The following is a 12,809-nucleotide window of genomic DNA, read 5'->3' on the forward strand; positions in this document are numbered from 1 at the left end:
CGGTCCTCACAGGGCTGTCCCGATCCAGGTCGCGAGGGAGACGGGATCGGGGACCGCGCCGTCGGCGTCCCGTAGCGCGCGGTGGACGGCGAGGACCGCTTCGGGGGCGCGGAGCAGCGCCGTCCTGGCCGCGCCATCCGGCAGGGTGAGGGCCAGCCCCGCCCAGGCCGCGACGTCGTCCGGGGCCCGGGCCACCCGGCCGCGGTAGCCGCGCAGCGCGGCCGCCCGGTCGCCCGTGGCCCAGGCGAGGTCGGCTCCATCCGGGGCGTCGTCGCCGTGGCGCGGCTGTCCCCGGAGCCGCTCCGGGTCGGCGAACCGGAGCCTGGCGAGCGCCGCCCGTGGCACGGTCTCCGCGGGGGCGGGCTCGACCGAGGTGCGCGGCAGCTCCCGGGGAGGCGTACCGCGCGTCCGCCAGGCCCGCGCCCACCCGGCCAACTGCTCGGGGTCGGGCCGCAGATGGCGCATGCGGTACACCAGCCGGTGGTCGAGGACGAGGTCCGCCGCCAGCCGGCGCGGTGCGGACGGGACGGGCTCCGCGAGCCAGTCGGCCAGCCGCTCCGCCACCTGGTCGAGAAAGCTCCGCCCCAGCGGCGTCAGCTCGGCGTGGGTGCGCAGCGTCTTCAGCCCGTGGGCGGTCTGCTCCCGGCGGAGGGCGAACTCGAACGCGGCGGTGTCCCTGGCGGGCCCGTCCTCGGCGCGGTGCCGGCGGTCCTGCCAGAAGCCGGTCATGCCCAGGAACGCGTACACCCCCTGGAGCAGTCCGCGCAGCGGCCGCGGGTCCAGCCGCCACGGCGCGTGGTGGGCCTCCTCCCGTCCCCCTTCGATCAGGGGCACCAGGTCCATCAGGGCGCTGAGCTTGATGTGCTGGGCCTCGTGCACCAGCGCGGCGGCCAGGTCCGGCTCGTCGACGGGGCCGTTCATCAGGACGCAGCCGTGGGCCTCCGGGGACGAGGCGCTGAACGGTTCGGGCTGCGCCGCGTACGGTACGGGGACCACGGAGGCGACGCAGGCGGCGACCCCCGACGGGTCCACGTTGCGCTGCTCGGCGACCAGCCGCCAGGCGCCCGCGAAACGTTCCTGCCAGCGCTTCCACGCGTCGTCGCCGAGCCGGTCCGGCGGTCTGCGGCGGAAGAAGTCGCGATAGGGGTCGACATCGTCGAGGAACGGCGAGCAGACGTGCCCCCGGTGTTCACCGTGCAGCCGCCTGAGCCCGCGCCACCCCGGGTGGTCCTCCGCGAAGCCGGAAGCGGGCAGCGGCACCGTGTGCGGCCCGGCCACCACGGCCGCCGTCCCCTCCGCCGTGCGCACGACCTCGGCGAGGTCCGTGGCGGGGTCCGGCAGGAGCGCGAATCCCAGCGCGGGCAGCATCACCCCGCCGTCGCACACCACGACCGCGATGCGGAAGTCGATGCCCGCGAGGAGGGCGGCCGAGGCCGCCACCGCGTACAGATAGCCGGTCTCGCTCCACAGCGGCGCGTCCGCCGGTTCCTGGCCGCGCAGCTGCCGCAGGCACCGGCTCAGCCACACCCCCGTCTGCGGGTGCAGCAACAGCCGCTCCACGGCGGCCGGGGAACGGCGCTCGGCCCGGATCAGCAGCCGCCATGCCTCCCCGGCGGGGGGCAGGGGGCCCGGGAGGGCGGGATGCGCGGCCGCCACGTCGACCAGCGCCCGCAACAGCAGCATCGCGCGGCTGCGCTGACCGGATGTCAGCTCGGCGACCGATGACGCGCTTCCCGATCCCGCGGCCAGCTCGGTGAAGCACTCCGCCGATAAGTGATGGCGGGAGTCCGTCAACCCCCGCAATTCTGCCCCGTATTGGAGGAGCTGGCCGCCGTCGCCGGGTTTCGGACCGCGCCGATCAGCCGCAGCGCCACCGCGGCGATCCCTTCGTCCCGGTCGAGGTCTTCCAGTGTCGCTCCCGAAAGGTCCAGCAGCTCCGTCTCGACCTCGGTCGCGACTCGCTCCATGACACCGCCCTCCTCCGGACGTTCCACACCGACTCACGTGAGGCATCCCTATGGTGACCCACCCCTATTGATTGCGAAAGGGTGAACACGGCCAGCGGACGCCCGGCTTGTCAAGATTTTCGGACACATTCGGGGTGTCCGGAAGAGGGTCCGTATGCCGCTGTCAGGCGCCCTTTCCGGAGTGGACCGACTCGACCTCGAACACGCCGCCGCAGACGCGGAAGGAGCGCGCCGGGACCGTCATGGAGGTGTAGGAGTCCGGCGGATAGGCCCGGATCCGGGCGGGGGTGCGCCGGCACGGCTCGTCCGTGGTGCCCTCGTTGAGGGTGTGCAGCATCGCGGAGGCGCTGCCGCCCGGCGGCAGGGAGACCGTGGAGCGCGACGCGCCGCGCCGGGTGGCGGGGTCGCCGATCGCGGAGCCCGCGGAGTCCAGCAGCGAGACCCCCGGGAAGCCGGTGAGCGTGCAGGTCGCGGTGGAGGTGTTGGTGAGCACCAGCGGCATGTAGACATTGCCCGCGCCCACGTCCTTGCGGCCGAGGGAGAGGCGAAGCTGCTCGGTGGAGCAGACGCGCCGGGCGCCCGGACGCGACGCGGTGGTGTGCGCCGCCGCGGCGGAGGAGACGGACGCTGACGCGGAGTGCGTGACGGGGTGCGTCGCGGAGCGCGAGGACGCGGGGCGCGATGCGGGCGGCACCGTGCGCCCGGTGTGCGCCGCCGACCGTGTGACGGACGAGGCGGCCGCGTCACCGCCGTCCGACGCGCCGGGCGGCGCGGGCTGAGCCCCGGTGTCGGCGCCGCAGGCCGTCACCACGGCCAGCGCGCCGACGAACAGCGCGCATAATGGCCACGGCCGGGACCGCCGGGACCTGGGCGTCGTGGTCTCGTTCCGTTGCGCCATGAGCGACCTCCCGGGGTCGTGTCCGCTCTCTTTTGGCTCCCCCTTCCCCGCATGGACGCCCTTATGTCTCCGGGGACATTGATCGCATACCCCGGCAATTCCTGATACGGAAATCCCCCGCTCCCCGGTGGCCCGGGAGCCACCGGGGCCGCCGGTCACATCACCAGGTGTGCCTTGCTGTGGGTGACTTCCTCGATGTCGCCGCCCGCCTTGCCGATCAGCCGGTGGGCCAGGTTGCTCAGCGCCCTCGCCGCCGCGATCTCCTCGCCGACCCGCGGCTGTGCCGGGTCCTCGGGGTTGCGGTTCGCGCGGCCCTGGGCCAGCATCTCGGTGCCGTCGTGCATCCGCAGCCGGACGACCGCTTCGGTCAGCGGACCGATCTCACGGAATTCCATCTGGATGTCGCATCCCACGATCGTCTCCATCACGATCACCTCCTGCATCACCTTCCAGGATGCGCCTCCCCCCGCTGTCCGGTCGACCTGGTCAGCAGCTCCATCACCTCGGCGTCGCCGGTCTGGGAGAAATCCTCGTACCACTCGCCGACCGCGGAGAAGTCCGGGGGCGTGGACAGGCACACCACCTCGTCCGCGTCCTCGCGCAGCGACGCGACCGCGTCGGGCGGCGCCACCGGGACGGCCAGGACGGAGCAGGCCGCCCCCTGGGCCCGGGCGACGCGACAGGCGGCGCGGGCCGTGGCTCCGGTCGCGATCCCGTCGTCCACGATGATCGCCGTACGGCCCTCCACCGGGATCCGCGGCCGGTCGCCGCGGAACCGCCGCGCCTGACGGGTCAGCTCGGCCTGCTCGGTCCGCTCCACCTCGGCGATCTCTTCCTCGTCCGCCCGGCTCATCCGGATGATCGCCTCGTGGACGACCCGGACCCCGCCTTCGCCGATGGCGCCGAAGCCCAGTTCCCGGTGGAAGGGGACGCCGAGCTTACGGACGATGATCACGTCCAGCGGTGCGTTCAGCGCCCGGGCCACCTCGAAGGCCACCGGCACCCCGCCCCGCGGCAGCCCCAGCACCACGGGCTTCTCCTCGGCCAGCGGCCTCAGCCGCTCGGCGAGGCGCCGTCCGGCGTCCACCCGGTCAGTGAAGATCATCGCTCACCCCCGGCACGGGTTCCTCTTCTTCGAATCAAGCCGACATTTCTCCCGGCCGCAAACCGGCGACGGCTCCGGCACCCTGGAGGTATGGAGCACGCCACAAACCGGGACGATTCCGGTTACCCCGTCTACGTCGAATCATTCGACTCCGACAGCCGTTACCGGCGGGTGCGGCTTCGGGGGGTGGGGTGCGAACCCCTCGAAAAGGAGGAGTTCGCGCCGCGCGTCCGGCAGGTCTTCCCCGGCATCGACCTCGACGACCCGGATCAGGTCCACTGGGCCGACCGGCCCGGGCAGTGGCCGCAGTGGCATCCGGGTGAGGCATGAGCGCCCATGGGCGTCCTGGTCGGCACCTCGGGGTGGCAGTACAAGGACTGGCGCGGTGTCCTCTACCCCGCCGACTGCCCGCAGCGGCTGTGGCTGGAGGAGTACGCCAGGGGCTTCACCACGGTCGAGAGCAATAACGCGTTCTATCGACTTCCCGATCACGATCAGTTCGCCGTCTGGCGGGACCGCACGCCCGGCGGGTTCGTGATGGCGCTCAAGGCCAGCCGCTATCTCACCCACATCAAGCGGCTGCGCGACCCGAAGGAGCCGGTGGCGCGGCTGATGTCCCACGCGGAGGGGCTCGGCGACCGGCTGGGCCCGGTCCTGCTCCAGCTCCCGCCGACGCTGCGGGCCGACCCCCGCCTGCTGGACACCTGTCTGGCCTGCTTCCCGGCCGGTACCCGGGTGGCGGTCGAGCCGCGCCATGACTCCTGGTGGACCGGGGAGGTCCGGGCGCTGCTGGAGGACCACGGCGCCGCGCTGTGCTGGGCCGACGTGGGCTCGCGCCCGGCCGCCCCGCTGTGGCGGACCGCCGGGTGGGGGTACGTACGGTTCCACGGCGGCCGGGCCGAGCCCGCGCCGCGCTACGGCCGCCAAGCGCTCGCCACCTGGGCGCGCCGGGTCCATGACACCTGGCCCGGCGAGGCCGACGTCTACGCGTACTTCAACAACGACACGGGCGGGGCGGCGGTCCATGACGCCGTCGTCTTCGCGCGTGCCGTCGCCCGGCTGGGCCGCACGGTCAGCCGTACGCCCGCGCTCTGAGCGGCCCGCCCTCCGCTGCGGCTACTCCTTGACCGCCGCTGCGGCTATTCCTTGACCGCGCCGCCCAGCATGCCCTCGATGAAGCGGCGCTGGAGTGCCACGTAGACGACCACCACCGGCAGTGCGATCAGCACGGACGCCGCCGCGAGCAGCGCCGCGTCCGAGCTGTGCTGCCCCTGGAAGAAGGCGAGGCCGAGGGGGACGGTGCGATGGGCCTCGTCGCTGACCATCACCAGCGCCATCAGGAACTCGTTCCACGTCCACATGAAGGTGATGACGACCATGGTGGAGATCGCCGGACGGCCCATCGGGACCAGCACCCGCCACAGCGTGGTCCAGCTGTCCGCCCCGTCGAGCCGGGCCGCCTCGATCACCGCCCGGGCGCTGCCCCGGAAGTACGTCCGCATCCAGAACACGCCGAACGCCAGCGACTGGGCGGTCTGCGGAAGGATCAACGCCCAGTAGGTGTCGGTGAGTCCGGCGTACCGCAGATCGAAGTAGAGCGGGACGACCAGGGCCTCCTGCGGCAGGGTCAGCCCGATCACGAAGAGGTAGAACAGCACGGTGGAGCCGGGGAAGCGCATCACCCCGAAGGCGTACGCGGCGAGCACGGCCAGCACGGTGGTGGCCGCGACCACGACCGTGGTGACCAGGACCGAGTTGCCGAGGTAGGTGCCGAAGTGGCCGCGGCTCCAGGCGTCGGCGAAGTTGCCCCAGTGCAGCCCGCCGCGCGGCAGCGAGAACCCGGTGTCCAGCGAGCCCTGCGAGCCGAACGCGGTGGAGAGGATGCCGACGACGGGGACGAGCGACAGGACGGCGAACAGGGTGAGGAGGGCGTAGGTGACGCCGCGTTCCAGGCGTGTGGTCATGCCCGCCGCCCTTCCACGAGCCGGGAGACCGTGACGGTCAGGGCGAAGATCAGGACCGTGAGGGCCACGCCGACGGCGGCGGCCGAGCCGACCTGGTTGGTCTCGAAGGCCCGGTGGTACACCTCGTAGGCGGGTACGGAGGTGGCGTTCCCGGGGCCGCCGCTGGTCGTGACGTAGATCAGGTCGAAGTTGCGCAGGCCCGCGACGATGGTCAGGGTCAGCGCCACCGCGATGTGCGGCCTTAAGGCCGGGAGGGTGACGGCGAGGAACTCCCGGACCGGCCCGGCGCCGTCGATCCGCGCCGCCTCGTACAGCTCGCGCGGGATGCGCTGGACCCCGGCGAGGAAGAGGACCATGCACAGCCCGGTGCCCACCCACGTGCCGATGACCCCGACGGCGGGCAGCGCCCAGGTGTAGTCGCCGAGCCAGGGGCGGGCGAGGGAGCCGAGACCGACCGCGCGCAGGGTGTCGTTGAGCAGTCCGTCGGGGGCGAGGATGGACCGCCAGGCCACGGCGACCACGATGAGCGCCAGGACCTGCGGCAGGAACAGGACGGTACGGAAGAAGGTCATGCCGTGGATCCGGACCCGGGACATCGCGGCCGCCAGCAGCAGCCCGATGGCCACCGGCAGGGCCGAGTAGAACACGAGCAGCAGCAGGGCGTGGGCGAACGGGGCGCGCAGCGCGGGGTCGCCGAACAGGTCGCGGTAGTTGTCGAAACCGGCCGGGGTGGCGGCGGTCAGCCCGTCCCAGTGGACGAACGACAGCCACACCGACTGCCCGAAGGGGTAGAGCAGGAACACCGCGTACACGAGCAGCGCGGGCAGGATGTAGAGGTAGCCGACGGCACGCGGCTCACCGGGCGCCCGGCGGCGGTATGCCCTGATCAGGGCGGTGGGCCTCATCGTGACTCCGCCGCGGCGTGGCGCTGCCGCTGTGTGCGCAGGAAGGCGCCGTAGTCCTGTTGCAGGGTGGCGGCCAGCTTCTGCGGGGAGGTCTTGCCGCTGACGACGCCCTGGAGGGCGGCCGAGAGGGTGTCGTAGAAGGTGGGGGTGGCGTAGTCGAGGTACGGGACGAGGCCGTCGGCGTCGCTGAGCCGCTTCCAGCCGTCGATCATCTGGCCGTCCACGGTGTCCGGGGCGACCCGGGCCGCGGCCGGGCCGGGGACGGCGGGCAGCACTCCGTGCCGGGTCATGACGTCGGAGGCGTGGGCGCTGGTGATGAAGTCGAGGTAGGCGGCGGCCACTTCGGGGTGGCGGGAGCGGGAGGTGATGGACCACGCGAGGCCCTGGCCGCCGGTGGTGACGGGGGCGCCGCCGGGCTTCGCGGGCGGCGGGGGTATGAGGCCGAGCTTGTCGCCCATCGTCTTCTTGAGGTCGGCCAGCAGCCAGGTGCCGGTCATCAGGTACGCGCCGTCGCCGGAGGCGAACTTCTTGGCCGCGTCGTCGTATCCGAGGCCGTTGGCGCCCTTCGGCAGATAGCCGCGCTCCATCCAGTCGGTGAGGGTCGCGGCGGCGTCCTTGGTGGCCGCGGTGTCGAAGCCGGAACCGCGGCCGAGGACGGTGTCACGGGTCGCGGCGGCCGCGTACTGGTCCTGGAGCACCCCGAAGGTGTGGATCGCCGGGTACTTGTCGAGGTTGCCGAACTGGACGGGCAGTTCGCCGCGCTCCTCGAGGCGGGCGAGCCCCGCGGTGAACTCGCCCCAGGTCTTCGGTGGTTCCAGGCCCGCCTTCCGCAGGAGGTCCTTGTTGTAGTAGAGGCCGACGAACTCGCCGGTCTGGGAGATGCCGTAGAGCCGTCCGCGGCCGAAGACGGTGCCGTCGACGGAGACGCGGTTCAGGTTGAGGAGCGTGTTCGGGTAGCGGGTGTTCCAGTCGTAGATCCCGGCGTAGTTGTCCAGCGGGGCGAGCAGCCCGGCCCGGACGAAGGAGACCATGTCCGGGTAACCCTGGTTGGCCTGGATGACATCGGGCGGGTTGTTGCCGGAGACGGCGAGCTTGAGCGTGGTCTTCAGGTCGGTGAAGCTCCGCGCCACCCGCTTGATCCGCACATTGGGGTACTTCCGCTCGAACTCCCGGTTCAGCTGGGTGATTTCGCCGTTCGTGCCACCGCGGATCTCCTGGTCCCACACGGTCAGCGTGGTCTTTCCGGCCGCTTTCGGGTCGGGCACGGCGGTGGACACGCCGGTCCCGGATCCGGCTGCCCCCGAGCCGTCGGTGCCGGGCACACAGCCCGCGGCGAGCAGGGTGGCGCCGAGAGCGAGGACGGCCGGAAAGGCACGTGCGGGCCGGTGGCGCGCCCCGCTGCGGGGACATCCCATGCGGTTCTCCTTCATGCGGGCGTCGTCGTGCGGGCATCGTGCTGCGGGCGTCGTGCCGCGGGTGTCAGGTCCCGCGGGTGGCGGCGTCGTACGGGCGTCAGGCCCCGCGGGCGTCGGCGGCCCGGAAGCCGATGGTGGGCAGGGCCCTCAGCCGCGGCCATTCGCGCGCCCCGGCCGGGATCAGGCCGTCCAGGAAGCGGTGGCGCGCCACCAGCTCGCGGTCCCCGGAGCGGGCCGTACGGTCCCACCACGCGGCCACCTCGGCCCAGCCGGGCGCGGCGAGCGAGCCGCCGAAGTGCTGGACGGAGAGGGCGGCGGTGAGGTTGGCGAAGGCGAGCCGGTCGGCGAGCGGCCAGCCCGCCAGCGTTCCGGTCATGAAACCGGCGACGAACACGTCGCCCGCCCCGGTGGGGTCGAGCGCCTCCACGGCGAGGCCCGGCACCTCGGCGCTCTCCCCGGTGTGGGAGTCGATGCCGATGGCGCCCTCGGCGCCCCTGGTGACCACCGCGATCGGCACCAGCCCGGCGAGGGCGCGCACCGCCCGCTCGGGCGTGTCGGTGCGGGTGTAGCGCTGTGCCTCGGTGGCGTTGGGCAGGAACGCGTGGGTGTACGGCAGGTCGGGGAGGGTGGCCAGGTCCCAGCGGCCGGACTCGTCCCAGCCCACATCGGCGAAGATCTCGGCTCCCTGGGCGTGGGCCTGGCGCACCCAGTCCTCCTGGCGGCCCGGCTCGTAGGCGGTCACACAGGCCCGGGAGCGCGGTGGCACGGGCCGGGTGGCGGGCGGCGGTGCGGGGTGCTCGTGCGTGACCATGGTGCGTTCGCCCTCGTACGCCATGGACACGGTGACCGGTGAGTGCCAGCCGGGGACGCGCCGGGAGTGGGTGAGGTCGACGCCCTCGTCGTGCGCCAGGCTCTCCCAGCAGTAGTCCCCGTAGACGTCGGCGCCGAAGGCCGCGGCGAGGGTGGTGTGCAGGCCGAGCCGGGCGAGGGCGGTGGCCATGTTGGCGATGCCGCCGGGGCTGGAGCCCATGCCGCGGGCCCAGGACTCGGTGCCGCGCACGGGGGCGTGGTCGAGGCCGGTGAAGATGATGTCCAGGAAGACGGTGCCGGTGAGGTAGACGTCGTGTTCGGGGTCGGCGGGGGTGCGCAGCGCGGCGAGCGGGTCGATCGGCTGTATCGGACCGGGGGCTGCGGACGTGGGGCTCACCGGCGCGCCTCTCCTCGTTCGTCATGACGTCGGATGAGCGACACCATGCACCTCGGAGGGGCGTTGTGCAAGAGGTCGGTCATAGTCGCGCAGAGTCGCTCAGGTGGAGTACGTTGCCCCCATGCTGCGAGAGACCCGCCACGCGAAGCTGCTGAGCATCCTCGGCGAGGAGGGCGTGCTGCCGATCGGGGAGATCGCCAAGCGCCTGGAGATCAGCGAGGCCACGGCCCGCCGGGACCTCGCCGAGCTGGGCCGGGCCGGGCGGCTGACCCGGGTCTACGGCGGCGCGGTGGCCGCACCCACCCCGGACGAGGAGCGGCCGTTCGGCGAGGTGGCGGTCGACGAGCCGGAGGAGAAGGCGGACGTGGCCCGGCGGGCGGCGGAGCTGGTCGCGGACGGCGATGTGCTGCTGCTGGACATCGGCACCACCACGCTCCATCTCGCCCGGCTGCTGCGTGGCCGTCCGGTCACCATCGTGACCAGCAATCTGGCGATCTACGACGAGCTGCGCGACGACCCCGAGGTGACGCTGATCCTGCTCGGCGGGCAGGTGCGCGCCAACTACCGTTCCGTGGTCGGCTTCCTCACCGAGTCCAACATCCGCCAGCTGCGGGTGGGCCGGCTCTTCCTCGGCGCGAGCGGGGTGCTGTCCGACGGCAGCGTGCTGGACAGCACGCATGTGGAGGTGCCCGTGAAGCGGGCCATGCTCGCCTCGGCCCGGCAGGTGGTGCTGCTGGTCACCGCGGGCAAGTTCCCGGGCGACACCGGGCTGGCCCGGATCTGCGGCCCCCGGGAGATCGACACCCTGATCACCAACAAGACGTCCGATCCGGCGACGCTCGATGTGTTCCGTGAGGCCGATGTGGAGGTAGTGACCGTATGAGGCTGACCGTGCTGGGCGGCGGCGGTTTCCGTATGCCGCTGGTGTACCGGGCCCTGCTGGAGGACGCCGGGGACGACGCCGGGCGCTGCACCGAGCTGGTGCTGTACGACACCGACCGGCACCGGCTGGACGCGATCGGCGCGGTCCTGGCCGAGCAGGCGAAGGACCGCCCCGCGGGCCTGCCCGCCGCGCCCTCGGTGCGGGCCACCACCGACCTCGACGACGCGCTGCGCGGCACCGACTTCGTGTTCTCGGCGATCCGGGTCGGCGGTCTGGAGGGCCGCGCCAAGGATGAGCGGATCCCGCTCGGCGAGGGCGTCCTCGGGCAGGAGACGGTCGGCGCGGGCGGGGTCCTGTACGGGCTGCGCACCCTGCCGGTGGCGACGCGGATCGCCGAGCGGATCGCCGCCGTGGCCCCGGACGCCTGGGTCATCAACTTCACCAACCCCGCGGGCATGGTCACCGAGGCGATGCGGCGGGTGCTGGGCGACCGGGTGATCGGCATCTGTGACTCGCCGGTCGGGCTGTGCCGCCGGGCGGCGCGGGCGCTGGGCGCGGACCCGGACCGGGCGGTCTACGACTACGTGGGCCTCAACCACCTCGGCTGGCTGCGGCGCGTGATGGTGGACGGCCGGGACCGGATGCCGGAGCTGCTGGCCGACGCCGGGGCGCTGGAGTCCTTCGAGGAGGGCAAGCTGTTCGGGGCGGAGTGGCTCCAGACCCTGGGCGCGCTGCCCAACGAATATCTGCATTACTACTACTTCAACCGCGAGGCGGTGGCCGCCATCCAGCAGGCCACGGCCACCCGGGGGGAGTTCCTGCGGGAGCAGCAGGCCCGGTTCTACGAGACGGCCCGCACCGCCGACGGCGGGGCGCTCGCGGCCTGGGAGCGGACCCGGCTGGAGCGCGAGACCACGTACCTGGCCGCGAGCCGGGAGGCCAGCGGCGGCTGGGAGCGCGACTCCTGCGATCTGGACGGCGGAGGCTACGACCGGATCGCGCTGGCCATCATGCGGGCCATCGCCCGCGACGAGCGCACCACGCTGATCCTCAACGTCGGCAACCGCACGGCCGTCCCCGGGCTGGACGCGGACGCGGTGGTGGAGGTGCCCTGCCTGGTGGACGCGGGCGGGGCGCGCCCCATGGCCACCGGCGCGGTGGCCCCGGACCAGCTCGGGCTGATGCTGTCGCTGAAGGCGGTCGAACGCTCGACGATCGAGGCGGCCGGGGCGGCCGGGCCGGTCGGGGCGTCCGGGGCCGGTGGCGGCGCCCGGGGCGCGGCCCTGCGCGCCCTCGCGCTGCATCCGCTGGTGGACTCGGTCAACGTGGCGAGCCGCATCCTCGACGCCTCGGGCTACCGGCGGTAGCACATGTCCGAACGGGCTTTCCCTAGACCTTGATCACGCCCGAACGGGCCGCGTTTCGGCCAGCTTTTCGGAAGCGGGCACGATACGGGCACGACCCGCGCCGCCCCGGGCGTCCGCGATCCTCGCAGCGCTTCCACTGACCGATGCTGACCTGCTGAGATAACGTTCGTGAAACGGGCACATCCGGTCATGATCCGTCCCGTGCCAAGCCTGGCCACTCCGGTTGCGTGCTTGTAAAACTTCTCGCCAAGCCCGAAGAGAAGCAGGTGATGCGGTGTGGACGCGGAGGAACGCCGTCGGGAGATCCTCGACATGGCGCGGCGTGCCGGGGTCGTCGACGTCGGCAAGCTCGCCGCGGACCTCGGGGTGTCCAAGGAGACGGTGCGCCGCGATCTGCGGGTGCTGGAGCAGCACGGTCTGGTCCGGCGCACCCATGGCGGGGCGTACCCCGTGGAGAGCGCCGGTTTCGAGACCACCCTCGCCTTCCGCACCACCATGCACGTCCCGGAGAAGTCACGGATCGCGACCGCGGCCGCCGAGCTGCTGGGCGACGCCGAGACGGTCTACATCGACGAGGGCTTCACCCCACAGCTGATCGCCGAGGCCCTGCCCCGGGACCGGCCGCTCACCGTGATCACCACGTCCCTCGCGACCGCGAGCGGGCTCGCCGGGCGTGAGAACACCACGGTGCTGCTGCTCGGCGGCCGGGTCCGCGGCGGCACGATGGCCACCGTCGACCACTGGGCGACCCACATGCTCTCCGGCTTCGTCATCGACCTGGCGTTCATCGGCGCCAACGGCATCTCCCGGCAGTACGGGCTCACCACCCCCGACCCGGCGGTCAGCGAGGTCAAGGCGCAGGTGGTGCGGGTGTCCCGGCGCAAGGTGTTCTCCGGGGTGCACACCAAGTTCGGGGCCGTCAGCTTCTGCCGGTTCGCGGACGTGTCCGACTTCGAAACGATCGTGACCGACACCGGGCTCCCCGTGACCGAAGCCCATCGGTATTCGCTGCTGGGCCCGCAGATCCTCCGGGTCTGACCCCCACCGTTCCCCCTCCTCTCCCCCGCGTCCCCCTCCCCTCCCTTCCCCACGTCCCTC

At 72.8% G+C, this 12,809-nt stretch carries 13 protein-coding genes and 1 pseudogene; 5 read left to right on the plus strand and 9 right to left on the minus strand.

Going from position 1 to position 12,809, the window contains the following annotated elements; all coding sequences use genetic code 11:
- Positions 1 to 6 precede the first annotated feature (6 nt).
- The 5 genes and pseudogenes from HYQ63_RS03795 to HYQ63_RS03815 form a co-directional block, all read right to left on the minus strand.
- Complete coding sequence (locus HYQ63_RS03795) at positions 7 to 1,794, minus strand: HEXXH motif domain-containing protein (protein WP_257231583.1); 1,788 nt, start codon at positions 1,792 to 1,794, stop codon at positions 7 to 9.
- Entirely contained in the window at positions 1,791 to 1,967 is a 177-nt protein-coding gene (locus HYQ63_RS03800; RefSeq protein ID WP_179932512.1) for a hypothetical protein, read from the minus strand. Before HYQ63_RS03800 ends, HYQ63_RS03795 begins: the two co-directional genes overlap by 4 nt.
- A gap of 163 nt (positions 1,968 to 2,130) precedes the next feature.
- Positions 2,131 to 2,865, minus strand: coding sequence for a DUF4232 domain-containing protein (locus HYQ63_RS03805; protein WP_179932513.1), 735 nt, complete (start codon positions 2,863 to 2,865; stop codon positions 2,131 to 2,133).
- 155 nt (positions 2,866 to 3,020) lie between these two features.
- A complete protein-coding gene (locus HYQ63_RS03810) occupies positions 3,021 to 3,308 on the minus strand; it encodes a DUF1876 domain-containing protein (RefSeq protein WP_257231584.1) in 288 nt (95 codons plus the stop codon).
- Between the two features lie 20 nt (positions 3,309 to 3,328).
- Positions 3,329 to 3,970: pseudogene (locus HYQ63_RS03815) on the minus strand (phosphoribosyltransferase); the annotation flags it as partial.
- 90 nt (positions 3,971 to 4,060) lie between these two features.
- Between HYQ63_RS03815 and HYQ63_RS03820 the strand changes: the two are divergent.
- Both HYQ63_RS03820 and HYQ63_RS03825 read left to right on the plus strand, forming a co-directional pair.
- Positions 4,061 to 4,300, plus strand: a complete 240-nt coding sequence (locus HYQ63_RS03820) for a hypothetical protein (RefSeq protein ID WP_179932515.1) — start codon at positions 4,061 to 4,063, stop codon at positions 4,298 to 4,300.
- 6 nt (positions 4,301 to 4,306) lie between these two features.
- The gene (locus HYQ63_RS03825) at positions 4,307 to 5,065 is read left to right on the plus strand and encodes a DUF72 domain-containing protein (protein ID WP_179932516.1); all 759 of its coding nucleotides are present in this window, start codon (positions 4,307 to 4,309) and stop codon (positions 5,063 to 5,065) included.
- 44 nt (positions 5,066 to 5,109) lie between these two features.
- Here the strand turns inward: HYQ63_RS03825 and HYQ63_RS03830 are convergent, their stop codons facing one another.
- The 4 genes from HYQ63_RS03830 to HYQ63_RS03845 form a co-directional block, all read right to left on the minus strand.
- Positions 5,110 to 5,934 (minus strand): carbohydrate ABC transporter permease, encoded by an 825-nt coding sequence (locus tag HYQ63_RS03830; RefSeq protein WP_179932517.1) that lies wholly within the window; start codon positions 5,932 to 5,934, stop codon positions 5,110 to 5,112.
- Positions 5,931 to 6,839, minus strand: coding sequence for a carbohydrate ABC transporter permease (locus HYQ63_RS03835; RefSeq protein ID WP_179932518.1), 909 nt, complete (start codon positions 6,837 to 6,839; stop codon positions 5,931 to 5,933). Before HYQ63_RS03835 ends, HYQ63_RS03830 begins: the two co-directional genes overlap by 4 nt.
- The gene (locus tag HYQ63_RS03840) at positions 6,836 to 8,254 is read right to left on the minus strand and encodes an extracellular solute-binding protein (RefSeq protein ID WP_179932519.1); all 1,419 of its coding nucleotides are present in this window, start codon (positions 8,252 to 8,254) and stop codon (positions 6,836 to 6,838) included. The genes HYQ63_RS03835 and HYQ63_RS03840 overlap by 4 nt, the downstream gene beginning before the upstream one ends.
- A gap of 97 nt (positions 8,255 to 8,351) precedes the next feature.
- Complete coding sequence (locus tag HYQ63_RS03845) at positions 8,352 to 9,461, minus strand: carbohydrate kinase family protein (RefSeq protein WP_179932520.1); 1,110 nt, start codon at positions 9,459 to 9,461, stop codon at positions 8,352 to 8,354.
- A gap of 121 nt (positions 9,462 to 9,582) precedes the next feature.
- On the opposite strand from HYQ63_RS03845, the gene HYQ63_RS03850 reads away from it, so the two are divergent.
- The 3 genes from HYQ63_RS03850 (at position 9,583) to HYQ63_RS03860 (ending at position 12,749) form a co-directional block, all read left to right on the plus strand.
- Positions 9,583 to 10,344: a DeoR/GlpR family DNA-binding transcription regulator gene (locus tag HYQ63_RS03850; protein ID WP_123098035.1), complete on the plus strand. Its 762-nt coding sequence runs from the start codon at positions 9,583 to 9,585 to the stop codon at positions 10,342 to 10,344.
- Complete coding sequence (locus HYQ63_RS03855; protein ID WP_179932521.1) at positions 10,341 to 11,711, plus strand: 6-phospho-beta-glucosidase; 1,371 nt, start codon at positions 10,341 to 10,343, stop codon at positions 11,709 to 11,711. The genes HYQ63_RS03850 and HYQ63_RS03855 overlap by 4 nt, the downstream gene beginning before the upstream one ends.
- Before the next feature lie 276 nt (positions 11,712 to 11,987).
- Positions 11,988 to 12,749, plus strand: coding sequence for a DeoR/GlpR family DNA-binding transcription regulator (locus HYQ63_RS03860; RefSeq protein WP_179932522.1), 762 nt, complete (start codon positions 11,988 to 11,990; stop codon positions 12,747 to 12,749).
- The last annotated feature ends 60 nt before the right edge of the window (positions 12,750 to 12,809 follow it).

It is taken from the genome of Streptomyces sp. Rer75, from assembly GCF_013414305.1.
In the GTDB taxonomy this organism is placed as follows: Bacteria; Actinomycetota; Actinomycetes; order Streptomycetales; family Streptomycetaceae; genus Streptomyces; species Streptomyces himastatinicus.